We start from the raw sequence: 24,924 nt of genomic DNA on the forward strand, positions 1-24,924 counted from the left end.
TTGGAGGATGTGCAGGCGAAAGTCGAAAAAACCGAAAAGAAAATCGATGACTACCAACACGGAAGAAAAACACCGAAAAAAGTCGATCTTCCAACATGTCTAGGTGGATTGCATCAACGGTTAGAGAAGCTCAAAGCGAAAAAAGCCGAGCTAAAGCGCCATCTCGACCAACGAACAATTCCACGTGTGATTTTTGGCGGAAAACGAAATTTTTACAAACGTTTGAAAGGAAACATCACGAACGAAGAATGGAAAGATTTGCGATCGAATCAGTTGTACGCCAGAGGCGATAAAAGCAAGACGTACCAATGTTATGTAGAAATCACCAATCCACTTGGACAACAAGAAGGGAAACACGCTCCCCGCTTGAGGCTGCCTGTGTCTGTTCCTGAAAAATATGAATAGGAAATCATCGATCTTGTCATGGGAGAACCCAGTCGGAGTGAATGCAAAAGGAAAGCCGGTCATTCAATATCATATACCGTCGAAATCCAACGCAAAAACGGGGAATATTATGTCCATCTCGTCTATGAAGAAGAGGTATATGGCAAGGAACTTGCCTATGAGGAACCGATTCAAGCGGAACGAATCGATGGGATGGATATCAATATGGGCCGCATCGCCGTAAGCATCGTTTCAAAACAAGGAAACTTCATTAAGTCGAAGGTGTTTTACTGTCATGAACTCGAATATGTGAAAGGAAATCAACGAAACAACATCGTTGGAGAAACCATACGAGATGTATATGACTGGCTGCTTCAAGAGAATGTTGGGGCAGTGGTCATTGAAAACATTCAACTAAGACAGCGGCATGATACGGACAAACGATTCCATCGCTTCACCCATCATTTTAAAAAGAAAAAGCTGACTGACATCATGATTCGTCGGGGCTTAAGGTTTGGGTTTCGCGTCAAAAAAGTGAATCCGGCGTATATCAGCGTCATCGGACATTTCAAGTATAGGAAAAAGTATGGGTTATCCGTTCATGAAAGCGTCGCTTTGGTGATTGGCAGACGGGGATTAGGGTATTGTGAACGGCTGCCAAAAGAACTCATTCACCTCATAAAAACGAAAGTGAAACGCCATTTGATTGCGGTGTTAGGGTCGATGGAAGAATCCTACAAGCAATCAAAAAGCGGAACGAAACAACACCAATATACCGCGATGATGTTACACACAATCGAGAATTTTAAACAAGAGCATGAATGGTTATTATGGAACATCTTGCACAAATTCTGTTGGCTGAACCAGGACTAAATTTAACTGAAGGAGGTGTAACCCTGGTTACTAAAATCGTTGTCGTGTACGGACTGATGGAAGGAATGGTGCACGACAGGCGCCGTCGCTGACGGCGAGCCACGAGGTGTCTTTCACAATAGGTGAATGACAAGGGATTTCCCTTCCTGATGGAACTCAGGTGTTTCCTGAGCGGCAGGCAGTTTTGCTGGTTCCATCGCGAGGAGTCGATTTTTATAGATTTTAGTAACCAGGAGTTATGGGAAAAAGAATCAATATTGCTATTGACGGACCGGCGGCAGCAGGGAAAAGTACTGTTGCGAAAATGATTGCCAAGCGGCTCTCTTATATTTATATTGACACGGGCGCGATGTACCGGGCGCTCACATATCGGGCGCTGCAGCAAGGAATCGCGCTTGACGACGAACAAGCGTTGATTTCGTTATTAAAAGATACATATATTGAATTAAGGCCATCGCATGAAGGACAGCTTGTGCTGGTTAATGGAGAGGACGTTACAAACGTAATCCGCAGCAAAGAAGTAACCAATGCGGTGTCATTAGTCGCTAAACATCCGCTAGTCCGGGAAGAAATGGTAGCGCGTCAACGTGCGCTGGCCAAAAATGGCGGCGTCGTCATGGATGGACGTGATATTGGTACACACGTCCTTCCGAATGCGGAAGTAAAAGTGTTTCTAAAAGCCTCCGTAGAAGAGAGAGCAAGACGCCGACACAAAGAGAACATTGCGCGAGGATTTCCATCCGATTTAGAAACGTTGAAAAAAGAAATTGCCCGCCGCGATCAACTCGATTCCGAACGTGAAGTAGCGCCGCTTAAGAAGGCGGAAGATGCGATCGAAATCGATACTACATCATTATCCATCGAAGAAGTTGTTGAACGCATTATGGAAATCGTAAACGAAAGGATTGAATGACGTTGGACTTTTATTCGTTTGCCAGGGGAGTTGTAAAAGGGATTTTAACCCCGCTTTACCGCATCAAAGTAATAGGGGTGGAACAGTTTCCAAAAGACGGTGGAGTACTTCTTTGCGCAAACCATATTAGCAATCTCGATCCGCCGATCCTTGGCATTACCGCGCCAAGGCCGATTCATTTTATGGCAAAAGAAGAATTGTTTCGCGTTCCCATTTTAAAAAACTTGATCAACCATTTGCACGCGTTTCCAGTTAAGCGGGGAATGAGCGACCGCCAAGCGTTGCGAACCGGGTTGGAAGTGCTAAAACAAGGGCAGGTGTTGGGCATTTTTCCTGAGGGAACAAGAAGCAAAGATGGAAAGTTAAAGAAAGGGCTGCCCGGCATCGGTTTTTTTGCGCTCCGGACAAGCGCCGCCGTTGTTCCTTGCGCCATTATTGGTCCGTACCGAGCATTTGTGCCGCTGAAGGTGGTTTACGGGGCACCGATTGATATGGCACCGCTGCGCGAACGAAAAGCGTCTCCGGAAGAAGCGACAGATTATATTATGCAGCATATTCAGGCACTGCTAGATCAACATCGTTAAGCATTCGATTACATGTATATTGAGAAAATATGGTATACTAAATAGAAAAGCGTTCCTATCGTCCGTTATCGTCAATGTTTTTCGATGGTGCGGTGTTGATCAAAGAAGGCACGCTTTTTATAGGATCGTCAGTTGATGGAGGAGGGTTAACGATGGCAGAGGATATGAATTTGCAGGTAAACGTCTATAAAGTGGGTGATATCGTTCGAGGAAAAGTGGTGAAACTAGAAGACAAGCAGGTACTTGTCGATATTGAAGATAGCAAACAAAGCGGGATTATCCCGATTAGTGAATTATCCAACTTGCATATTGAAAAAACAAGCGACGCCGTTTCCGTCGGGGACGAAGTGACAGCGAAAGTGAAAAAAGTAGAGGAAGGCAAAGAGGGAGAAGAGGATTTGCTGATTTTATCGAAAAAAGCGGTAGATGCAGACCGTGCCTGGGAAGAGCTGGAGAGAAAATTTGCCAGCGGCGAAACGTTTGAGGCGGTAGTAAAAGATATTGTCAAAGGCGGGCTTGTAGCGGATATAGGAGTGCGCGGCTTCATCCCTGCCTCCCTTGTTGAACCCCATTATGTCGAGGATTTTTCTGATTATAAAGGAAAGGCGCTTGCCGTGAAAGTAGTCGAGCTGGATCGCGAAAAAAACCGCGTCATTTTATCGCATCGTGCCGTTGTCGAAGAAGAACAGCAACGTCAACGGAAGGAGGCGCTGAACCGTTTACAACCTGGGCAGGTGCTTGAGGGAGTCGTACGCCGCATCACCGATTTTGGTGTGTTTGTCGATGTTGGCGGCTTTGATGGTCTTGTACATATTTCGCAGCTTTCCCATACTCGTGTCGCCCATCCGTCTGAGGTTGTAAAAGAGGGAGAAACCGTCAAAGTAAAAGTGCTTGCGGTTGATGAAGAAAATGGCCGCGTCTCCCTTTCGATAAAAGAAGCAATACCGAGCCCTTGGGAAGGAATTGCGGAAAAAATCGCCCCTGGCGATATTGTCACTGGCAAGGTAAAACGGATTGTGCCGTTTGGCGCGTTTATTGAAATTTTCCCAGGCGTGGAAGGCCTTGTCCATATTTCCCAAATCGCTAATAAACGAATCGGAACGCCGCATGAAGTGCTAAAAGAAGGAGAAGAAGTCAGAGCGAAAGTGCTTGATGTAAACGAATCGGAACGCCGCATTTCGTTAAGTATACGCGAGCTGATCGGGGAAGAAACAACCTCCGAAGAAGACTATAGCCAATATACAAAACCGTCCAATGAAGTAAGTGGTTTTCAAATTGGCGAAGTCCTCGGGGAACAGCTAAAAAAATTAAAATAACGAGGATGAGGCAATGGATAGAGCAAAGCGAAAGATAGAACATATTCAGCATGCGCTTTCTACTGCCGACCAAGGTGAAAGCGGATTTGATGACATTACGTTTGTTCATCAAAGTTTACCTGATGTACGCATGAACGATATTCACTTGCATACTACTTTAGGCGAACTTTCGTTAAGTTCGCCTTTCTTTATCAATGCCATGACCGGCGGCGGAGGGAAAAAGACGTTAGAAATTAACAAAGGATTAGCAGAAGCGGCAAAGCATGGCCAAATTGCGATGGCGGTTGGTTCGCAGACGGCGGCGTTAAAAGATGATGCAGAACGGGAAACGTTTACGGTCGTACGAAAAGTGAACCAAAACGGCATTATTTTCGCAAACGTTGGCAGCGAAGTGAGCGTGGATGATGCGAAGCGCGCCGTCGATATGATTGAAGCGGATGGCCTGCAAATTCATTTAAATGCGGTCCAGGAGCTTGTCATGCCGGAAGGGGATCGCGATTTTACCAGGGCGCTGCTTCGTATCGAACAGATTGTTCAAACCGTCCAAGTCCCTGTTATCGTAAAAGAAGTAGGATTTGGCATGAGCAAGGAAACCGCTTTGCGTTTAAAAGAAGTGGGCGTGAAAATCGTCGACGTTGGCGGCTTTGGCGGCACCAATTTTGCCCGCATTGAAAATAAACGACGTTCCAGCATCATAACGCATTTTAATAATTGGGGAATTCCAACTGCAGCATCGATCGTCGAGGTAGTCCAAACCGCTCCTTCCTTAGCGGTGATCGGCAGCGGCGGTGTCCGCACAGCGCTGGATGCTGCGAAAGCGATCGCGTTGGGGGCATCGGCGGTAGGAATGGCGGGCTCGTTGTTGCGGACGCTTGTCGAACAAGGGGTGGAAGGGCTAGTCGCCTATATCGAGGAGCTTCATCATGATTTAACGCTGATTATGGGAGCGCTGGGGGCAAAGACGATCGCCGGGCTGCAACGCGTGCCGCTTGTGATTCGTGGCAACACCCATCATTGGTTGACAGAAAGAGGTTTTGATACGAAAGTATATAGTTGCCGATAATTCACCTCCTTCATCCCGATAACGAAAATCACGGGACGAAGGGGTTTTTTTTATTTAACATTTTCCACCTCGTTATCTCTAAAAACTTCAAGCACGAAATGGGCGAAAGACGGCTTCACTATCCATAAAAAACGGAAAAATTCGAATGGTTGATGGGCACCCATCACTTATCGGCTAGCTTCCCATCCCCTTTGGAATTCAGTTTTTCTCAGAAATGAGATTATGCGTTAGCATAACTTTATTGCCAGAAAAGTGATTATCGCATTGAAAAATGGAAAAAATAGAGGCTGAGAACGTCCATCGATAGAAAGAAGGGAATATTGTATGTTTTTTTTAAAACAAAGCAAGAAAAAAAAACAAATGGCAAAGAACCAGAAAAAGCAAAATCAAAATCAGCAACAACAGGCCTTTCTTTCTACCGACTTAGATCAAAATCTACAAAATCTGCAAAATATCTATAAAAATTGTATGGATGTCGTTTTTCGCCCATTTAAAATTGGTGGAAAAACAAAGGCTGCTCTTATTTATATCGACGGTTTGGCCAACATCGAAGAAATCGATGCGAGCGTACTCATCCCTTTGATGGAAGAAAATAACGCCAAGGAGGATACCGATCAGTTCATTGATGTCAATCATATACTAGAACAAAAATTGACGGTTTCCAAGGTAAAGAAGGTACAAACGATTACAGAGTGCATTGAACAGATCTCTGGTGGAAACCCAATTTTGCTTATCGATCAACAAAGCGAGGGATTCGCTTTAGGTTTGGCAAATTGGGAAAAACGTTCCATCGAAGAACCGGTGGGAGAATCCGTGGTAAAGGGGCCGCGGGAGGGATTCACCGAATCATTAGGGATTAACCTTGCTTTGTTGCGCAGAAAAATAAGAAGTCCGCAGCTAAAAATGAAATCAATGAAAATTGGCAAGTACACCCAGACCGAAGTAGTCATCTCTTATATTGAAGGAATTGCCGAGCAAGACTTAATCCAAGAAGTAGAGGCACGGCTTAACCGGATCAAGTTAGACGGCATTTTGGAAACGAACTATATTGAAGAGTTAATTGAGGACAATCCTTACTCCCCGTTTCCTCAAGTCTTGAGTACCGAACGGCCTGATGTTGTAGCGGCAAACCTGCTTGAAGGGCGAGTAGCGATTCTTCAAGACGGCACTCCTTTCGTTTTGATTGTACCGATTTCTTTTTATACCTTTCTGCAATCAAGTGAAGATTACTACAATCGATCCTTAATAAGCACGGCAATTCGCTGGCTGCGTTACATATTTCTCTTGATATCTCTTTTACTGCCGTCGTTGTATGTGGCGCTCCTTACCTTTCATCAAGAAATGCTTCCTACTACACTTTTGATAACCATCGCTGCTTCTCGGGAGAAAATTCCCTTTCCGGCACTGGTCGAAGCATTGCTCATGGAAGTTGTATTTGAGGCCCTGCGTGAAGCGGGGTTGAGGCTCCCAAGACAAGCGGGTTCTGCGGTTAGTATCGTTGGTGCACTGGTGATTGGGCAAGCTGCGGTTCAAGCAGGCCTCGTTTCTGCTCCACTGATCATGGTAGTTGCTTTGACAGGGATTGCTTCTTTTACCATCCCGCGCTATACGGCTGGAATGGCATTAAGGATGCTGCGCTTTCCGATGATCTTCCTTGCAGGGACGTTAGGGCTTCTCGGGATTGTGCTTGGGCTGATTATGATTGTTACTCATATGGCGACGCTTCGTTCTTTTGGCGTTCCCTATTTATCTCCGATGGCTCCAATACAAAGGGGCGAAATGAAAGACGTGCTGCTGCGCGCGCCTTTGTGGAAGTACAATACACGCCCTCATTTAACAGGAACGGATAATAACATTGAGCGGCAAGGTCCGGATCAGAAACCGAATCCTAATCACGGAGATGACGAGACGAGTAAAGGGAAAGGAGGATCATGATATGATCGAAAAAGGAAAAATATCTGCGGCGCAAATGGCGATGATGATGTATCCTACAATTATCGCCACAGCCATTCTTTTAGTTCCCGCGATCACCGCCCGGCACGCGAATCAGGATATGTGGCTCTCTCCTCTTTGGGCTTCTCTCGTTGGTTTTTTGACGGTCCATATTGCTGTCCGGCTGCATCAGCTCTATCCACAGAAAACCCTTATCGAGTACAGCGGGGAAATTCTCGGCAAATTTTTAGGGAAAGCGGTTGGGTTGATCTTTTTATTGTTCTATTTGCATATAACTGGAATTATTATCCGAGAGTATGGTGAATTTGTTGTAGGTAACTTTCTTTTTCATACTCCATTAGTTTTTGTAATGGGAAGTATGATCCTAGTGTGCTCCTTTGCTGTCCGCGGTGGTGTAGAAGTAATAGGCAGGCTTGCGGAATTGTCCGTACCTGTTGTGATGATCTTTATATTGATCATTATTATCCTTTTGATTCCGGATATGGAAGTAGAGAATATGTTTCCAATTATGGAAAAGGGAATAATGCCCTCGCTCATGGGTGCGATGGTCCCGCAAGGCTGGTTTAGCGAATTCCTTCTCATCGCTTTTCTTCTTCCTTATGTAGCCGATCAAAATAAAGGAAAGAAATGGGGCATGATCTCGGTCACTGCGGTCATGTTGACTTTAACTTTCATCAACATTGCCACCCTTTTCGTCCTAGGAGGAATCACCGACCGTTTTGTTTATCCCGTAGCGAGCGCCGTCCGTTACATTAGCATCGCGGATTTTCTTGAACACCTTGAAGCCTTCTTAACGGCTCTTTGGGTAGTGGGTATATTTTTGAAAATTTCTGTTTTTTATTATGCTTTGGTGTTGGGAACGGCGCAATGGTTGAATTTGTCGGATTATCGCCCGGTCGTTTTTCCCATGGGATTTTTAATGCTGTTATTTGCCGTCTGGTCGGCGCCGAATTTAATGGAATTGACCCGTTTTCTAGGAGGTTCTTCCTTGTTTTACCGGTTTTCGATTCAAACGGGACTTCCTCTCCTTCTCCTATTTATCGCAAAATGGCGCAAAAGAACCAATAACCAAAAATTAACAGGATAGCAATGAAACAAGGGGAGAAAGGAGATAAACAAAAATGGGCATCTTGCAAAAAGCAGCAAAACTTCTTTTCGTTTGTGTTCATCTTATTTTGCTAAGCGGCTGTTGGGACAGGAAGGAAGTCAACGATTTAGCGCTAATCGTAGGATTAGGGATTGATCAAACAAAAGATGGGAAAATCATGCTTACAGCGGAAATAATCGTCCCGAAAGCAGTCGGTGGAGGAGGTCAGATGATAGGTGGTGGCGATAGCGGTGGCGGGGCTGAAACGATAATAAGATCGGGAACGGGTGCCACCGTGGCTGATGCGATCTCAAACCTGCAAGAGAAGCTTCCTCGACGTATTTTCTGGGGACACACGGAGATGATCGTGTTCGGTGAGAAAGCAGCAAAAGCAGGGATTCGCCAGCATCTCGACTTTCTGGGCCGCAATCCGCAAGCCCGCCTTCGTGCCGATGTATTAGTGAGTAAAGGAACCGCGAAAAGTGTGCTTGAATTGTCCCCCCTAATCGAGCAAAGCTCAGCAGAGGTGCTGCGGGAATTGTCAGAATCGCAGCTTTTACTGCGAGTAACGGCAAAAGACGCTCTGCAAATGCTAAGTGGTGATGCCGGCGCAGCGGCTCTTCCCATGGTGAAGATTTTGCCCCCGGAAAAAGGGAAACAAGAGTTGCAGACCATTGCGTTTATCCAACGTACCGCCATTTTTAAGAAGGATAAAATGGTCGGGTATATTAATGATAAATTGACTCGAGGGGTGCTTTGGCTCAGAGATGAGGTCAAACAGGCGAATATCACGGTTACGCTAAAAGGGGAAAAGGGAAAGATCACGGCCATGCTGATAAGAGCGCATACGGAACTCATTCCTAAATATGAGAAAGGCAAATGGAAGATGATCGTAAAGGCGACCGCAGAAGATGATATCATATTAAACGGAACGAAACTGAACTTAATGAATCCTAAGTATACGAAAATGATCGAAAAAGAATTGGCAAAGGAGACGGATAAGCGCATTAGAGCCGCATTGAAAAAAGTACAAAAAGAGATGAAGGCCGATATTTTTGGCTTTGCAGAGGTTTTCCATCGAAAATATCCAAGAGAATGGAACCGGGTGAAGGATCGTTGGGAGGAAATTTTCCCTGACGTTGAAGTGGTTGTGAAAACAAAGGCATACGTCCGTAGACCAGGCATAGGCACCACTCCGCAAGGATTGCCTGAACAAGAGGTGAAACAATAATGAAGATTGTTTTTATACTGGGCACTCTTGTTTTGGTTGCCCTCATCTTTCTATACGAGTGGCCGCGAATCAACCGGACACAGAAAAAAGAAAAAGTCGTTTTTATTATACTTTTAAGTCTGGGAACGATTCTTGCGATGGTGTTAATATGGAATCCCAATCTTCCAGGGCCGACGCAGATGGTTGATTACATTTATCAACCTCTTGGGCGAATAATGGAAAAATAAAGGAGGGTTTCCTGTTCTGCCACACGTATTTGGTCTTAGGGAACAACAGTATCATCTGAAGCGGGCTCTTTGTCTATGGAGATGATGGATGAAACATAGAAGGTGCAGAGGAAGATTTGTGGTTGGGCTGATCTAGGTTCATTTCTTACCGCGATGAAAGGAAGAGAACGCCAAATACTTAAATCCATTTCAACTATTTGGGAAAAGTTTTTTCAACACTTTAAAAAGCTGACTCGATTTGTAATCATGGAGTCAGCTTTTTTGATGCCATCCTTCCGAGTCCGCCTGCGCGTGTTGCAGATCAATGCGTCGCTTCCGCTTTTCTTCTTTGGCTAGCTTCAGGCGCCCTCCGCTTTTCTTAGTGCTGATTTCGTTCTCTCGTTGCTTGCGGGTCTTCCAGTCTTGTCGCGCCTTTGTATTCAAGGGATTGATCACGGTCTGATTCGACGCGTCTCGATTGTTTTAGCTTTTTTTCTTGCCGGTCTCTACCCAATGAATTTCGCTCCTTTCTTTTATATAGATATCATTCTTACTATGACTATTTTTTGTTTTGCTTATGCACGAATGAATGTTCATAAAAGATGAAATAATGAACATAATAAGGGGTGGAAAATATGGATGGTATTTATTTTTATTCATTTTTTTGGATAGTATGGGTGATTGCCACTTTTTTTATGAAAAAAACAGCTTGGCGGACGATGGTGGCAGCAGTCGCTCTCATCACGATTATTCTTTCCTCTGTTTCGTTAAATATAGGCGGCTTCCAAATAACGCTTTCTTTTCTGTTTCTTTTTTTCTTGTCTTGCTATTACGCCGCAAAGCAATCTCGGCGAAAACTTGTCTATATGGCGATAGCTGTATTGACGATTGCTTTTGCTTACACATCCTTTCAACTGCTTGTTCTCTTTGATCCTGTATGGATATGGATGGATCGTACATGGATGCTGGCAATCATATTACTCATCCTATGTTTTTTATTTTACGAAAATATTCAATCGCGCTTACTATGTTTAGTCATTGGCAGCTGTCAGGGGGAAATGTTGTATTCTATTATTTCGCACAAAATTTCATTTTCGTATATTATTGGATCTTATACTTTTTTAGATATGGTGTCCCTTAGCGCATGCTGTATGTTTATTTGGGCGCTAGTCGATCACATTCCGGTGTATATAGACGGAAAGAAATCAATAAGGGGGACAAGGCAGTCATGAACGAATATACTTTTCCAATTTTATACGGAGTTGTCATCGGGGTGCTGACACGGCTTTATTTATTGCGGACGAACTATCAAATGGCTCATTATCGCCAAACATTAGATGATTGTTGGGAGATGGTGTTTTTGATAAAATAAAACAGTTGTAGCCATGCCCTTCCGAAAAGGGCGTTTTTTACCGTCGCGATACGTAAAGAAAGGGTGATAGTATGACCAATCCAGTCGTGGCTATTGTTGGCCGTCCGAATGTCGGAAAATCAACGATTTTTAACCGCATTGTCGGTGAACGTATTTCCATTGTCGAGGATGTGCCCGGGGTAACTCGCGACAGAATTTACAGCAGTGCAGAATGGCTGAACCATCAATTTTACTTGATTGATACAGGCGGAATCGATATTGGCGATGAACCGCTTCTAGTGCAAATTCGCCAACAGGCAGAAGTCGCGATCGATGAAGCGGACGTCATTATTTTTATGACAAACGGCCGGGACGGTGTAACGGCTGCTGATGAGGAAGTAGCGAAAATTTTGCATCGTTCGAACAAGCCGGTTGTTCTCGCCGTCAATAAAATCGATAATCCGGAAATGCGCGACTTGATTTATGATTTTTATGCGCTTGGATTTGGCGATCCATACCCGATTTCCGGCGCGCATGGAACAGGGCTTGGCGATTTGCTGGATGCGGTCGTCCGCCATTTTCCGAAACGAGGTCAAGAAGAATATGAAGAAGATGTGATTAAGTTTTGTTTAATCGGGAGGCCGAACGTTGGCAAATCGTCCCTTGTTAACGCCATTTTAGGAGAAGAGCGTGTCATCGTCAGCGATATTGCCGGTACGACGCGTGATGCTGTCGATACATCATTTGTAAGGGAGGGACAAGAATATGTTATTATTGACACAGCAGGAATGAGAAAAAGAGGAAAAATTTATGAGAATACCGAAAAATATAGTGTGCTGCGCGCGCTAAAAGCGATTGAACGTTCGGATGTCGTTCTTGTCGTCTTAAACGCGGAAGAAGGCATTATTGAACAAGATAAAAAAATTGCGGGATATGCTCATGAAGCAGGGCGCGGTGTCATTATTGTCGTCAATAAATGGGACGCCATTGAAAAAGATGACAAAACGCTGATCGAATTTGAGCGGAAAATTCGTGATCACTTTCCGTTTTTGGACTATGCGCCAATCCTTTTCGTTTCGGCAAAAACAAAGCAGCGGTTACATAAGCTGTTGCCGCTTGTCCGCATGGTGAGTGAAAATCATGCGATGCGCGTGCAAACAAACGTGCTGAACGAAGTGATTATAGATGCCGTGGCGATGAATCCAACCCCGACGCATAATGGGCGGCGCTTAAAAATTTATTACATGACGCAAGTGGCTGTAAAACCGCCAACGTTTGTTGTTTTTGTCAACGACCCGGAGCTGATGCATTTCTCCTACGAGCGCTTTTTAGAAAACCGCATCCGCGATGCGTTCGGTTTTGAAGGGACGCCGATTAAAATCATCGCCAGACCGCGGAAATAAAGAAAAGCGGAGGCGGCGCGATAGGTGACAGATCATGGATAAAAGGAAGTGAGAAACGGTGAAGAAGATTGCAGTGCTAGGAGCGGGAAGCTGGGGGACAGCGCTTGCGCTGGTCCTCGCCGATAATGGGCATCAAGTCCGGCTTTGGGGACACCGTGCAGAACAAATCGAAGAAATAAATCAAAAGCGAACGAACGAAAAATATTTGCCCGGCATTCAACTGCCGGAAGGAATCGTTGGCTATACCGATCTTTGCCAGGCGTTAGACCGTATTCAAACCGTGGTGCTGGCTGTACCGACAAAGGCGATTCGCGAAGTGCTGAGGAAAGTGCGCGATTGTATTCGTGAACCGATTACGATCGTCGCTGTCAGTAAAGGAATCGAACCGGATACACATAAGCGTGTTTCCGAAATGGTCGAAGAGGAAATGGGCGAGCTTTTAAAAGATGTTGTCGTTTTATCCGGTCCGAGCCATGCCGAGGAAGTGAGCTTGCGCCATCCGACGACGGTGGCCGTTTCCGCGAAAAACATGGAAGCGGCGGAGAGCATTCAAGATTTGTTTATGAATCATCAATATTTCCGCGTTTATACCAATCCTGATTTAATCGGAGTCGAACTGGGCGGGGCGCTGAAAAATATCATTGCGCTAGCGGCCGGCATTTCGGATGGATTAGGATATGGAGATAATGCAAAAGCGGCGCTTATGACAAGGGGGCTGGCAGAAATCGCCCGCTTAGGCTGCGCGCTTGGCGCTAATCCGCTGACCTTTGCTGGTTTAACAGGGGTTGGTGATTTAATTGTAACATGCACAAGTGTTCATTCACGAAATTGGCGCGCTGGTCATATGTTGGGAAAAGGAAAAAAGCTTGATGAAGTTCTTGAAAGCATGGGAATGGTCGTAGAAGGGGTAAGAACAACGAAAGCGGCTTATCAGCTCGCGAAAAAGCTTGGAGTAAAAATGCCGATTACGGAAGTGCTTTATGAAGTATTGTTCGCCGGAAAGAATCCAAAAGATGCGGTCGATTCGTTAATGTCGCGCGTGAAAACGCAAGAGATGGACGATTTAATGAATATTCTTACGGAACCGCAGCGGTAAAAATGAAGAAAATAGGCGTTCGATGATACAAGTTGTTCACGCACTGCATACAATACTACGAACAATTATAGACTTGAGCTTCCGGAAAGGGTATTATAGTTGAACTGAAGTAAAGAAAGCCCCGCTTTACTTCAGTTTTTTTTTGCGCGGCGAAGAAAACAGACTTAGGTGCAATGAAACACGTTTGCTGTTATAATAAGTGTCGAAAAAGGAGGAAAAACGGATGTCGCCAGCTTTAGCGAAAATGTGGGTTGCCATTGCATCGATGGTATTTATGTTTATTTCTGTCGCTTCTATTTACATTAGCCGCTATAAAGCAAAAAACAAGACCATCCGCTTTATTTTGGCATTCATCGCCTATATTTCGATGATTTTAGCGGGAATTATTGTTATTTTTGTCGTCTTTAGCGGCCCTACACCAGAATAACAGTCGCAGTTAAAGGATGGATTGTAAATGAGATGGATCATTCGTTGTATTGCCTCATGTCTGATCATATTATCTCTTTCCGGTTGTTTATACCCAAAAGAGCGCCTAAAACAAAATCAAATTCCGTATGAAGATCAAGTGGCGGCGGTACAATCAGCAGTAAACCAGTACCGCAAAGCAACAGGGGGGCTTTTGCCAATTAAAACTCGCGACATGAAAACACCGATTTATCAGAAATATCCGGTTGATTTCAACAAGCTAATTCCCCGCTATATGCAGGAACCACCGGGAAACGCATATGAAAGCGGCGGTGTTTTCCAATATGTCATTGTCGACGCGGAAAAGAACCCAACGGTGAAATTGCTGGACTTGCGTCTGGCTGAACGGATTCGCGACTTAAAGCTGCGTTTGCAAATGTACCAAGACAATCATCGATATCCGCCATTTAAGAAAATGATCGCACCGGGAGTGTTTACCCTGGATTATAAAAAGCTCGGTTATAAAGAGCCGCCGTATGCGGTCAGCCCGTTTTCCGGCAACAATTTGCCGTTTGTCATCAATGGGAGCGGGGAAATTTATATCGATTATCGCATCGACTTATATAACGCATTAAAAAAAGAGAAACATCATTACCGTCCCGGCGATGATATTCGCGACATTTTGGTGAAGCATTCGTTATTCGTACCCGCCTACTCCCTTCCATACACCGTTGATGCGAAAACAAATGAACCGATTTTTTTAACAAAATGAGTCATGAACCCTTCTCTAGGAAAATACATTCTAGAGAAGGGATTTTTTATACATTTTTAGTCATAAATGAATAGGACAACATCATATGCATATAGTGTCCTACAATACTAGCAAAAAATTTGGTTGTTTATGATAACGACCCAAAGACTGGAGGGGAGTCATTTGGAAAAAGTCGATATTTTTAAAGATATCGCCGAACGGACAGGTGGCGATATTTATTTAGGAGTAGTCGGTGCGGTCCGAACCGGCAAATCGACTTTCATAAAAAGGTTTATGGAGCTTGTCGTCATCCCGAATATTAAAAATGAAGCAGATAAAGCGCGTGCGCAAGATGAATTGCCGCAAAGCGCCGCAGGGAAAACGATTATGACCACCGAGCCGAAATTTGTGCCAAATCAAGCGGTAACTGTAAAAGTCGACGAAGGATTGGAGGTAAATATCCGCCTTGTTGACTGCGTTGGCTATGCCGTCCCTGGCGCAAAAGGATATGAAGACGAAAACGGCCCGCGCATGATTCATACCCCATGGTACGAGGAACCGATTCCGTTCCAGGAGGCGGCGGAAATCGGCACCAGAAAAGTCATTCAAGAACATTCAACGATCGGTGTAGTTATTACGACGGACGGCACGATCGGCGAGATTCCGCGCCAACATTATATTGAGGCGGAAGAGCGCGTCATTAACGAGTTAAAAGAAGTCGGCAAACCGTTTATTATGATTATTAATACCGTACGTCCGCACCATCCGGAAACGGAAGCGCTGCGCCGCGAGCTTGCGGAAAAATACGATATTCCGGTGTTAGCCATCAGTGTCGAAAGCATGAGAGAATCCGATGTGTATAACGTGCTTCGTGAAGCATTATATGAATTTCCGGTGTTAGAAGTGAATGTGAACTTACCGAGCTGGGTCATGGTGCTCCGCGAAGATCATTGGCTTCGCGAAAGCTATCAAGAAGCCGTGCGCGATACGGTAAAAGACATCAAACGGCTGCGCGATGTCGACAGAGTGGTGCAGCAATTTAGCGAATATGATTTTATTGAAAGAGCAAGCCTGGCCGGCATTGAAATGGGGCAAGGAATAGCCGAAATCGATTTATACGCGCCGGATGAATTGTATGATCAAATTTTAAAAGAAATTGTCGGCGTAGAAATTCGCGGAAAAGATCATTTATTACAGCTTATGCAGGACTTTGCCCATGCGAAAGCGGAATATGATCAAATTGCCGATGCATTAAAAATGGTGAAGCAAACCGGCTATGGCATTGCAGCGCCGGCGCTTTCCGATATGAGCTTAGACGAGCCGGAAATCATCCGCCAGGGCTCCCGTTTCGGCGTCCGTTTAAAAGCGGTCGCTCCATCGATTCATATGATTAAAGTAGACGTCGAATCGGAGTTTGCTCCAATCATCGGTACGGAAAAACAAAGCGAAGAACTCGTCCGCTATTTAATGCAAGATTTTGAAGATGATCCTCTCTCGATTTGGAATTCCGATATTTTTGGACGTTCGCTCAGCTCGATTGTCCGCGAAGGAATTCAGGCAAAACTAGCGATGATGCCGGAAAATGCCCGTTATAAACTAAAAGAAACGCTAGAGCGCATCATTAACGAAGGCTCCGGCGGGTTAATCGCCATTATTTTATAAGAAGGACTCCATGTTTGGAGTCTTTTTTTGTTGGCAGCTGGTACAAATGAATAGAAACCCTTAAAAACAAGGATTTTGTCTTGATAACCTATAACGCATATGGTAATCTTTTATCAGAAAAAGCTGCATTCATTGGCATCGAAAGCCTGTGCGGAAGTCATCGGGATGAAACGGGACCGCTTTTGAACCGAGCCGCAGGATGCAAAGCACGAACAAAAGGGTTGCTAGGAAAGTCTAGCGGAATAAGAATGAGCTTCGACTTGTAGGTGCAGAAAACCCTTTTTGTATGATAGAGTGTGCCGATTTCCATCGTGCAGGGGTTTGGTTTTTTGATGAAATATACCTAAATTTTATCGATTCGCGGAAAAATATGTTGAATTATAGCGATAAATTGGTTAATATTAGGCATGTCACCGCATTTTATACGTATAGAAATGCGAGAAAGTGTGAAGAAATGGTATTAAGCAAGCAATTTTGATAATCCTCTTGGGAGGAGGTGAATGGTATGAATAAGACAGAATTAATTAACGCAGTTGCCGAAACTAGCGGTCTTTCCAAAAAAGATGCAACGAAAGCGGTAGACGCTGTATTTGAATCTATTACAGAAGCGCTAAGAAAAGGTGATAAGGTCCAATTAATCGGCTTCGGGAACTTTGAGGTGCGCGAGCGCGCGGCTCGTAAAGGGCGTAACCCGCAAACAGGCGAGGAAATGGAAATCCCTGCGAGCAAAGTTCCTGCATTCAAACCAGGCAAAGCTCTTAAAGACGCTGTAAAATAAGCTTACATAAAAGGAGCTTAGAAGGGAAGGGTAAGCGACGCGCTGCCCTTCTTTTTTGCTTTTTTTTTGCTAGTTATGCTAGAATCGGATTACATTCAGCTTTTATGATGCAGGAGGATGTTGCTTTTATGTCACACGTGAATTATGAACAAATCGAATATGCCGTTCGGTTAATTTTAGAAGCGATTGGCGAAGATCCAAATCGCGAAGGACTGATCGACACGCCGAAGCGGGTCGCGAGAATGTATGCCGAAGTATTTGCAGGATTGCACGAAGATCCAAAGGAACATTTTCAAACAGTGTTTAGCGAAGACCATGAAGAGCTTGTGCTGGTGAAAGATATTCCGTTTTATTCGATGTGTGAACATCATTTAGTCCCGTTTTTCGGCGTTGCCCATGTCGCCTACATTCCTCGCGAAGGGAAAGTGACAGGATTAAGCAAGCTGGCGCGGGCAGTCGAGGCGGTGGCGCGCCGTCCGCAACTGCAAGAACGCATTACCGCGACAGTGGCCGATTCGATTGTGGAAGCGCTCGACCCCCACGGGGTCATGGTGGTTGTCGAGGCGGAACATATGTGCATGACGATGCGCGGCATAAAAAAACCGGGAGCGAAAACAGTGACAACGGCGGTGCGCGGCGTGTTTGAAACCGATCAAAACGCCCGGGCCGAGGTTCTGTCTCTTATAAAATCATAAAAAATGCAAATCATTAAAAAAGGAGGAGAGAATGATGTACGTAAACAGCGATTATGTGGTCATTAAAGCGCTGGAGGATGGAGTGAATGTCATCGGATTAACAAGAGGGGCGGATACACGTTTCCATCATTCGGAAAAGCTTGATAAAGGCGAAGTGTTAATCGCCCAATTTACGGAGCATACATCGGCGATTAAAGTGAGAGGAAAGGCGTATATTCAAACAAGACACGGTGAAATTGAGTCGGAAGGGAAAAAGTAATTGTACTATTTTCTACGAAACTAGAGCGTTTGCAAAAAAATTATGGTATAATTACTCCGTTATATTGTATGCAAATTTTTGGGGGACAAGGGTGATGATTTTGAAACACATCATAAAAAAAATTGCGCTATTAAAAGAGCAAATCGAACGTTTTCTCCATCATTCCTATTTGTTCGAGCATATACCAGCGAGACAAATTGATGAAGACCGCATTTTATTATCCTTATCCGTATTGGAAGATGCATCCATTGATCCAGAAAAAGTCGATCACTATATTATTCCAATGATGCTTGTACAAATCGCCCTTGATACCCACGATGAAGTAACGAATTCTGTTTCTGAACAGGATGATTTGAAAACGCGGCAATTAGTTGTTCTCGCCGGCGATCTATATAGCGGTTTATATTACGATTATTTAGCGAAGTTGAATGAAATACCGCTCATTCGTCTCTTTGCAGAGGCGATTCGCGACATCAATGAGCAAAAAGTCCGATTGTATCAAAAAGACATCGAGCGGATCGAAACGTTATTTGACAGCGTCGGAACGATTGAATCCGCATTAATTTGCAAGATGGCCGCCCATTTTTCCACACCTGTATGGGGGAAGTTTTCCTATTATTATTTGCTGCTAAGGCGGTTAATCGCGGAAAAGGAAACGTTCGTCCGCTCCGGTTCTTCCGCTTTATTTGAACTAATGGGAAATATTCTCTTTCCAAAGTCCAAAACGGTAACGAAAGAGCAGAAGCAATATTTGCTTCATATTTGCAATCGATATATCGATCATTGCAAAGAAGCGGTGCTAAACGCGAAATTACAAGTCAATGAGATGTTGCAAATCCGCATTTCTGAGCTAACTGGCGGTTTTTCAACCATCGCGAAAAAGACGGTGGAAGAAGGGTAGAAGTATGCATCAATCGAAAGAAGAACGGGTTCATCATGTGTTTGAAAAAATTTATCAACATTATGACCGCATGAATTCGGTCATTAGCTTCCGGCGCCATCTCAAATGGCGGGAAGATACGATGAAGCGGATGAATGTGCAAAAAGGAAAAAAAGCGCTCGATGTTTGCTGCGGCACGGCTGATTGGGCGATTGCGCTCGCCGAAGCGGTCGGGCCAAGCGGTGAAGTATACGGGCTTGACTTCAGCCAAAACATGTTAAAAGTAGGAGAACAAAAAATAAAAGAGCGGCAGCTGACGAACGTCAAGCTTATTCACGGCAATGCGATGAATTTGCCGTTTCCCGATAACATGTTTGACTATGTGACGATCGGTTTTGGATTGCGCAATGTGCCTGATTATATGACGGTTCTAAAAGAAATGTACCGCGTCGCAAAGCCGGGGGGAATGGTTGTTTGTCTCGAAACCTCTCAGCCGACGTTAATCGGTTTTCGTCAGTTATATTATTTTTACTTTCGTTTTATTATGCCTTTATTCGGAAAATTATTGGCGAAAAGTTATGAAGAATATTCATGGCTTCAAGAATCGGCGCGCGATTTTCCGGGCAGAGATGAGCTGGCGCAAATGTTTCGCGAAGCCGGTTTTGTCGATATCGAAGTGAAACCGTACACCTTTGGCGTTGCGGCGATGCACTTAGGTTATAAACGATAATAGTTAAGGTGAACATCATGAAGCTAAAGGCGATGTATTCGTTTTTGAATACGGATTTACGTGAAGTGGAAAAAGAGTTGGAAGAAACAATCCAGTCCGATTATGCGCAGCTTAGCGAGGCGGCGCTGCATTTATTGCAGGCGGGCGGAAAACGGATCCGTCCCGTTTTTGTATTGCTTGCCGCCAAATTCGGTGATTATGATATCGAGCGCATTAAGCATGTAGCGGTGGCGTTAGAACTCATTCACATGGCTTCCCTTGTGCATGATGATGTGATTGACGATGCCGAGCTGCGTCGGGGCAGACAGACGATTAAAGCGAAATGGAGCAATCGTTTTGCTATGTATACCGGCGACTATATGTTCGCTCGTTCCCTCGAACAGATAACACGTCTTGACAACCCGCTTGCCCATCAAGTGTTAGCGAATACGATCGTGGAAGTATGCCGGGGGGAAATTGAACAAATTAAAGATAAATATCGCTTTGAACAAAATTTACGCTGTTATTTGCGGCGCATTAAACGAAAAACCGCGCTGTTGATTGCCGCCAGCTGCCAGCTTGGGGCGATTGTCGCCGACGCGCCGAAAGACGTGGCGGAGCGCCTCTACTTATTTGGATATTACGTTGGTATGTCGTTTCAAATCACCGATGATATTCTTGATTTTACCGGGACGGAAGCGCAGCTCGGCAAACCGGCAGGGAGCGATTTATTGCAAGGAAATGTAACGTTGCCTGTTTTGTTTGCCATGGAAAATAATGAGCAACTCAAAGCTAAAATTACAACAGTGGTGCGTCCGGAAACAACGGCGGAGGAAATGAAGGAAATTATTGCGCTAATTAAACAAACGGATGCGATTGAAAAATCGTATGAGCTGAGCGACCGCTATTTACACAAAGCGCTGTGTGTATTAGAAACGCTGCCGAACAATAAAGCGCGTTCGACATTATATGATATAGCGAAGTATATTGGAAAAAGGGATTCTTAGCGTTTTCAAGGATATTATTGCTATTGGCTGAAAACAATGGTACTATTTTGGTGGGGAACCCGGTTTCCTAGTATTCCTAGTACATATTACAGTAGGGGTGGAGTATACGTGATGGAAAGAACGTTTATCATGGTCAAGCCTGACGGGGTTCAGCGCAATTTAATCGGCGAGATCGTTTCCCGCTTTGAGAAAAAAGGCTTCCAGCTTGTCGGGGCAAAATTAATGCAAGTATCGCGTGAATTAGCAGAACAGCACTATGCGGAGCATAAAGAACGCCCGTTTTTCGGTGAATTAGTCGATTTTATTACGTCCGGTCCGGTGTTTGCCATGGTTTGGGAAGGAGAAAATGTCATTGCGACTGCACGACAAATGATGGGAAAAACGAATCCACAAGAAGCGGCACCTGGCACGATTCGCGGCGACTACGGACTAACAGTGGGCAAAAATGTGATTCACGGCTCCGATTCACCGCAAAGCGCAGAACGCGAAATCAATCTCTTTTTCAAAGAAGAAGAACTTGTCAATTATTCGAAATTAATCAATCAATGGGTATACTAAAAAGCCGGTCAGCGATATGACCGGTTTTTGTGTTGCGGTTTTTCCTTTCTTCCCTATCAGCATTGCGATATACTTATGGCATAGATAGCTATCGCTGGAAAAAGGGAGAAAAGTGTGGAAAAACAGGGATGAACGACTATCAGCAATTTATCGCGAATATCAAGCGAAAAACGGGCATTGATTTGTCTTTGTATAAAGAAGCACAAATGAAAAGACGGCTGACATCGCTTTATGAAAAAAGAGAGCTGAAAAACTTTCAGCAATTTTTCGCAGCGATGGAAAAGGATGAAGGGCTGTTTCACGAGTTTTTGGACCGGATTACGATTAACGTATCCGAATTTTATCGAAATGCGAAACGGTGGGAAGTGCTAGAAAGGAAAATACTGCCGAAACTGCTTGCACAAAACCGCCGTTTAAAAATATGGAGCGCCGCCTGCTCCACTGGGGAAGAACCGTATACGCTGGCCATGATATTATCCAAATTTGTGCCGCTGGCTGATATTTCGATTCTCGCTACCGATATCGATGAAAATGCGATCGCCCGCGCGCAAATCGGGCTGTATACAGAGCGCTCCTTGCAGGAAATTCCGGAAGAAATGAAAAAAAAGTTTTTTACAAAAGAAGGAATGTATTATAAGATAGACGAAAAGATAAAAAAAGCGGTGAAATTTAAAAAACATAATTTGCTTGCCGACCCGTTTGGGCGTTTCTTTGATTTAATCGTGTGCCGCAACGTGCTTATTTACTTTACGGAAGAGGCAAAACAAAAGCTTTATCATCAATTTAACGAAGCCCTGCGGCCAGGCGGGATTTTGTTTGTCGGAAGCACGGAGCAAATTTTTAATCCGGTTTTGTACGGTTTCGAAATAGAAGATACGTTTTTTTATCGCAAAAAGTGAATCATTCGCCAAAGAGTTCATCGCTAAGATGAATTCTTTTTTTATCCAAAACTATTTTCATTTTTTAAATTTATGATATATTTTTACTTAACCGCGTTAAAGAGTTGAAGGGAGAGAAAAACATGCGCTATTTAACAGCAGGAGAATCACACGGCCCGCAGCTGACAACGATTTTGGAAGGAGTGCCAGCGGGATTGACGCTGCTTGCCGAACATATTAATAAAGAGCTGGCAAGACGGCAAAAAGGATACGGGCGCGGGCGGCGGATGAAAATCGAAAAAGACGAAGTGAAAATTTTAAGCGGCGTCCGCCATGGAAAAACGCTTGGTTCGCCGATTACGCTTGTCGTCGAAAACCGCGACTGGAAACATTGGCAAAGTATCATGGCTATCGAACCGATCGATAATGCGGAAGAAGTGAAGCGAAAAGTGACGCGTCCGCGTCCAGGGCATGCCGATTTAAACGGAGCGTTAAAATACGGGCATCGTGATATGCGCAATGTGTTGGAACGTTCATCAGCGCGCGAGACAACGGTGCGGGTTGCGGCCGGAGCGGTGGCGAAGCGGATTTTAGAGGAGCTTGGCATCCGCGTGGCCGGACATGTGTTGGAAATCGGCGGCGTCCGCGCCAAGCGGCTTGATTATCAATCGCTCGAGGAGCTGCAGGAAGTGACAGAGGCCTCACCGGTGCGCTGTTTTGATGAAGAAGCAGCCGTTAAAATGATGGAAGCGATCGACAACGCCAAGAAAAACGGCGATTCGATCGGCGGCATCGTCGAGGTGATTGTCGAAGGAGTGCCGGCAGGGGTAGGCAGCCATGTTCATTATGACCGCAAGCTTGATGCTAAAATTGCCGCGGCGGTCGTCAGCATTAACGCCTTTAAAGGGGTGGAGTTTGGCATCGGCTTTGAAGCGGCGCGCCGCCCGGGAAGCGAAGTGCATGATGAGATTATTTGGAGCAAAGAAAAAGGGTTCACGCGCCGGACGAACCGCGCCGGCGGCTTTGAAGGCGGAATGACAACCGGCATGCCGATTGTCGTGCGCGGAGTGATGAAGCCGATTCCGACGCTGTACAAGCCATTGCAAAGCGTAGACATTGAAACGAAGGAGCCGTTTGCGGCCAGCATTGAGCGATCGGACAGCTGCGCCGTGCCGGCGGCCAGTGTCGTTGCCGAAGCGGTGGTGGCCTGGGAAGTGGCTGCTGCGATCGTCGACCAATTCGGACAGGATCGCATGGACCTCATCAAGGAAAACGTTGAAAAAATGCGCCGTTATGCGAGGGAGTTTTAATGATGAAACAGCTGCTTATTGAAACGAAAACAAAACGGTATCCGCTCTTTCTCGGGGAGGGGATTATCCATTCCCTGCCGGAAATTCTCCGATCTTTATCTTTCCCTAGAGGAACGAAACTGCTGATTATCACCGATCAAACGCTGGAACCGTTGTATTTAGCGGAGCTTCGTGCAATGCTGGCCGATGACTACGAAGTGTACACGCATGTCATTCCGAGCGGGGAAGGAGCAAAATCGTTCGAGCAATATTATGCATGTCAAACTGCCGCACTCGAGTGCGGCCTTGACCGCCATTCCCTTATTCTTGCCTTTGGCGGCGGCGTGGTCGGCGATCTGGCCGGGTTTGTCGCAGCCACTTATATGCGCGGCATTCGATATATACAAATCCCAACCACGTTGCTTGCGCATGACAGCGCCGTCGGCGGCAAAGTCGCGATCAACCATCCGCTCGGAAAAAACATGATTGGGGCGTTTCACCAGCCGGAAGCGGTTGTTTATGACATCGCTTTTTTGCGCTCTCTGCCGGAAAAAGAATTGCGCTCCGGTTTTGCCGAAGTCATTAAGCATGCGCTGATCCGCGACCGCCGCTTTTACGAATGGCTGCGTCAGGAAATCCATACGCTTGCCGACTTAACGGGAGAGCGGCTTCAATATTGCATTCAAAAAGGAATTGAAATCAAAGCAAGCGTTGTGCGTGAAGATGAGAAAGAAACGGGAGTCCGCGCCCATTTAAATTTCGGCCATACGCTTGGGCACGCGTTAGAAAGCGAACTTGGCTACGGAGCGATCACCCATGGCGATGGTGTAGCGCTTGGGATGCTGTTTGCCATTTTTGTCAGCGAGAGAGTATATAAGCGCTCGTTTGCCGACCATCAGTTTTCAGCCTGGTTTCGTACATACGGATTTCCTGTTTCCATCCCAGCATCGCTAAAACTCGAGCGCCTTCTCAAAAAAATGAAAGGCGATAAAAAAGCAAAGGCGGGAACGGTGCGCATGGTGCTATTAAAAGATATTGGCGAAGTAGACATCGAAACGCTGGATGACGACACATTATCCACTTTGCTTCATGAATTTGTCCAACGGGAGGGGGTAGAGTATGATTCGCGGCATTCGGGGAGCGATTACGGTAGAGCACAATGAAGCAAACGAAATTGTCGACGCCACGGAAACGTTGCTGAGGGAAATGATTCGGGCCAACGACGTCGCAGCAAGCGATGTATCGTTTGTGCTTATTTCGGTGACGGAAGATATTACCGCGACCTTTCCGGCGCAAGCGCTCCGCCGCTTGGAAGGGTGGACGTACGTTCCGGTCATGTGCATGAGGGAAATTCCGGTGCCAAATTCCCTGCCGCGCTGCATCCGGGTGATGATGACCGTTCATACAACGAAAAAGCAAGAAGAAATCTCTCATGTTTATTTGCGGGATGCAGTCGTCCTGCGGCCAGATTTATCGTTGACAAAAAAAAACGAAATGTAATATGATAGAAAGCAAAGTTATCCATAAGCAGAGTGAGAGCAGAGTTTAGGGTAGATGAGAATGAGCGAGTTTAGTTGAGGTGAGCGTTTGTTC

Annotated in this window: 29 protein-coding genes; 28 read left to right on the forward strand and 1 reads right to left on the reverse strand. The window is 45.3% G+C overall.

Features of this window, described 5'->3' with window-relative positions:
• Window positions 1-9 precede the first annotated feature (9 nt).
• The 10 genes from HT574_RS19980 (at window position 10) to HT574_RS14430 (ending at window position 9,631) form a co-directional block, all read left to right on the forward strand.
• Window positions 10-405: a hypothetical protein gene (locus HT574_RS19980; RefSeq protein ID WP_254698683.1), complete on the forward strand. Its 396-nt coding sequence runs from the start codon at window positions 10-12 to the stop codon at window positions 403-405.
• Between the two features lie 18 nt (window positions 406-423).
• Window positions 424-1,257 (forward strand): IS200/IS605 family accessory protein TnpB-related protein, encoded by an 834-nt coding sequence (locus HT574_RS19985; RefSeq protein ID WP_254698684.1) that lies wholly within the window; start codon window positions 424-426, stop codon window positions 1,255-1,257.
• A 238-nt stretch (window positions 1,258-1,495) separates the two neighbouring features.
• Complete coding sequence (gene cmk / locus HT574_RS14395; protein ID WP_175245115.1) at window positions 1,496-2,170, forward strand: (d)CMP kinase; 675 nt, start codon at window positions 1,496-1,498, stop codon at window positions 2,168-2,170.
• A complete protein-coding gene (locus tag HT574_RS14400; protein ID WP_175245116.1) occupies window positions 2,167-2,754 on the forward strand; it encodes a lysophospholipid acyltransferase family protein in 588 nt (195 codons plus the stop codon). The genes cmk and HT574_RS14400 overlap by 4 nt, the downstream gene beginning before the upstream one ends.
• Window positions 2,755-2,906: 152 nt before the next feature.
• On the forward strand, window positions 2,907-4,070 hold the full coding sequence (rpsA, locus tag HT574_RS14405; RefSeq protein WP_175245117.1) for a 30S ribosomal protein S1: 1,164 nt from the start codon (window positions 2,907-2,909) through the stop codon (window positions 4,068-4,070).
• A 13-nt stretch (window positions 4,071-4,083) separates the two neighbouring features.
• A complete protein-coding gene (fni, locus tag HT574_RS14410; RefSeq protein WP_175245118.1) occupies window positions 4,084-5,133 on the forward strand; it encodes a type 2 isopentenyl-diphosphate Delta-isomerase in 1,050 nt (349 codons plus the stop codon).
• A gap of 324 nt (window positions 5,134-5,457) precedes the next feature.
• Window positions 5,458-7,068, forward strand: a complete 1,611-nt coding sequence (locus tag HT574_RS14415; RefSeq protein ID WP_175245119.1) for a spore germination protein — start codon at window positions 5,458-5,460, stop codon at window positions 7,066-7,068.
• A 1-nt stretch (window position 7,069) separates the two neighbouring features.
• Window positions 7,070-8,173 (forward strand): GerAB/ArcD/ProY family transporter, encoded by a 1,104-nt coding sequence (locus tag HT574_RS14420; protein ID WP_175245120.1) that lies wholly within the window; start codon window positions 7,070-7,072, stop codon window positions 8,171-8,173.
• Window positions 8,174-8,207: 34 nt separating this feature from the next.
• A complete protein-coding gene (locus HT574_RS14425; protein WP_175245121.1) occupies window positions 8,208-9,404 on the forward strand; it encodes a Ger(x)C family spore germination protein in 1,197 nt (398 codons plus the stop codon).
• Window positions 9,404-9,631, forward strand: coding sequence for a hypothetical protein (locus tag HT574_RS14430; protein WP_175245122.1), 228 nt, complete (start codon window positions 9,404-9,406; stop codon window positions 9,629-9,631). Before HT574_RS14425 ends, HT574_RS14430 begins: the two co-directional genes overlap by 1 nt.
• Window positions 9,632-9,989: 358 nt before the next feature.
• On the opposite strand, the gene HT574_RS14435 is transcribed toward HT574_RS14430, so the two are convergent.
• Window positions 9,990-10,124 carry a YpzI family protein gene (locus tag HT574_RS14435; RefSeq protein ID WP_175245123.1) on the reverse strand — a complete coding sequence of 45 codons (135 nt, stop codon included), beginning with the start codon at window positions 10,122-10,124 and terminating at the stop codon, window positions 9,990-9,992.
• A 121-nt stretch (window positions 10,125-10,245) separates the two neighbouring features.
• Between HT574_RS14435 and HT574_RS14440 the strand changes: the two genes are divergently transcribed.
• From HT574_RS14440 to aroH, 18 genes are all read left to right on the forward strand, one after another.
• Window positions 10,246-10,842, forward strand: a complete 597-nt coding sequence (locus HT574_RS14440; RefSeq protein ID WP_175245124.1) for a YphA family membrane protein — start codon at window positions 10,246-10,248, stop codon at window positions 10,840-10,842.
• Window positions 10,839-10,982, forward strand: coding sequence for a hypothetical protein (locus HT574_RS14445; RefSeq protein WP_175244910.1), 144 nt, complete (start codon window positions 10,839-10,841; stop codon window positions 10,980-10,982). The genes HT574_RS14440 and HT574_RS14445 overlap by 4 nt, the downstream gene beginning before the upstream one ends.
• A 71-nt stretch (window positions 10,983-11,053) precedes the next feature.
• A complete protein-coding gene (der, locus tag HT574_RS14450; protein WP_175245125.1) occupies window positions 11,054-12,364 on the forward strand; it encodes a ribosome biogenesis GTPase Der in 1,311 nt (436 codons plus the stop codon).
• A gap of 58 nt (window positions 12,365-12,422) precedes the next feature.
• Window positions 12,423-13,460 (forward strand): NAD(P)H-dependent glycerol-3-phosphate dehydrogenase, encoded by a 1,038-nt coding sequence (locus tag HT574_RS14455; RefSeq protein ID WP_175245126.1) that lies wholly within the window; start codon window positions 12,423-12,425, stop codon window positions 13,458-13,460.
• Between the two features lie 223 nt (window positions 13,461-13,683).
• Window positions 13,684-13,887, forward strand: a complete 204-nt coding sequence (locus HT574_RS14460) for a DUF2768 domain-containing protein (protein WP_175245127.1) — start codon at window positions 13,684-13,686, stop codon at window positions 13,885-13,887.
• Between the two features lie 27 nt (window positions 13,888-13,914).
• Window positions 13,915-14,637, forward strand: a complete 723-nt coding sequence (locus tag HT574_RS14465; protein WP_175245128.1) for a hypothetical protein — start codon at window positions 13,915-13,917, stop codon at window positions 14,635-14,637.
• A 162-nt stretch (window positions 14,638-14,799) separates the two neighbouring features.
• Window positions 14,800-16,278, forward strand: coding sequence for a stage IV sporulation protein A (gene spoIVA / locus HT574_RS14470; protein ID WP_175245129.1), 1,479 nt, complete (start codon window positions 14,800-14,802; stop codon window positions 16,276-16,278).
• Between the two features lie 505 nt (window positions 16,279-16,783).
• Window positions 16,784-17,056 (forward strand): HU family DNA-binding protein, encoded by a 273-nt coding sequence (locus HT574_RS14475; protein ID WP_017436779.1) that lies wholly within the window; start codon window positions 16,784-16,786, stop codon window positions 17,054-17,056.
• A gap of 128 nt (window positions 17,057-17,184) precedes the next feature.
• Window positions 17,185-17,751 carry a GTP cyclohydrolase I FolE gene (gene folE, locus HT574_RS14480; protein ID WP_017436780.1) on the forward strand — a complete coding sequence of 189 codons (567 nt, stop codon included), beginning with the start codon at window positions 17,185-17,187 and terminating at the stop codon, window positions 17,749-17,751.
• Window positions 17,752-17,785: 34 nt separating this feature from the next.
• The gene (gene mtrB, locus HT574_RS14485) at window positions 17,786-18,010 is read left to right on the forward strand and encodes a trp RNA-binding attenuation protein MtrB (RefSeq protein WP_017436781.1); all 225 of its coding nucleotides are present in this window, start codon (window positions 17,786-17,788) and stop codon (window positions 18,008-18,010) included.
• Between the two features lie 94 nt (window positions 18,011-18,104).
• The gene (locus HT574_RS14490) at window positions 18,105-18,911 is read left to right on the forward strand and encodes a heptaprenyl diphosphate synthase component 1 (RefSeq protein ID WP_175245130.1); all 807 of its coding nucleotides are present in this window, start codon (window positions 18,105-18,107) and stop codon (window positions 18,909-18,911) included.
• Window positions 18,912-18,915: 4 nt separating this feature from the next.
• Window positions 18,916-19,620, forward strand: coding sequence for a demethylmenaquinone methyltransferase (gene menG / locus HT574_RS14495; RefSeq protein WP_017436783.1), 705 nt, complete (start codon window positions 18,916-18,918; stop codon window positions 19,618-19,620).
• A 17-nt stretch (window positions 19,621-19,637) separates the two neighbouring features.
• Window positions 19,638-20,606 carry a heptaprenyl diphosphate synthase component II gene (gene hepT, locus HT574_RS14500; protein WP_175245131.1) on the forward strand — a complete coding sequence of 323 codons (969 nt, stop codon included), beginning with the start codon at window positions 19,638-19,640 and terminating at the stop codon, window positions 20,604-20,606.
• A 111-nt stretch (window positions 20,607-20,717) separates the two neighbouring features.
• Complete coding sequence (gene ndk / locus HT574_RS14505) at window positions 20,718-21,164, forward strand: nucleoside-diphosphate kinase (RefSeq protein ID WP_017436785.1); 447 nt, start codon at window positions 20,718-20,720, stop codon at window positions 21,162-21,164.
• Window positions 21,165-21,292: 128 nt separating this feature from the next.
• On the forward strand, window positions 21,293-22,063 hold the full coding sequence (locus HT574_RS14510) for a CheR family methyltransferase (RefSeq protein WP_175245132.1): 771 nt from the start codon (window positions 21,293-21,295) through the stop codon (window positions 22,061-22,063).
• A 122-nt stretch (window positions 22,064-22,185) separates the two neighbouring features.
• On the forward strand, window positions 22,186-23,352 hold the full coding sequence (gene aroC / locus HT574_RS14515; RefSeq protein WP_175245133.1) for a chorismate synthase: 1,167 nt from the start codon (window positions 22,186-22,188) through the stop codon (window positions 23,350-23,352).
• A 2-nt stretch (window positions 23,353-23,354) separates the two neighbouring features.
• Window positions 23,355-24,494, forward strand: coding sequence for a 3-dehydroquinate synthase (gene aroB, locus HT574_RS14520; RefSeq protein ID WP_175245183.1), 1,140 nt, complete (start codon window positions 23,355-23,357; stop codon window positions 24,492-24,494).
• Window positions 24,451-24,831: a chorismate mutase gene (gene aroH, locus HT574_RS14525; RefSeq protein WP_175245134.1), complete on the forward strand. Its 381-nt coding sequence runs from the start codon at window positions 24,451-24,453 to the stop codon at window positions 24,829-24,831. Before aroB ends, aroH begins: the two co-directional genes overlap by 44 nt.
• Window positions 24,832-24,924 lie beyond the last annotated feature (93 nt).

It is taken from the genome of Parageobacillus sp. VR-IP, assembly GCF_013357975.1.
Lineage (GTDB): Bacteria > Bacillota > Bacilli > Bacillales > Anoxybacillaceae > Saccharococcus > Saccharococcus caldoxylosilyticus.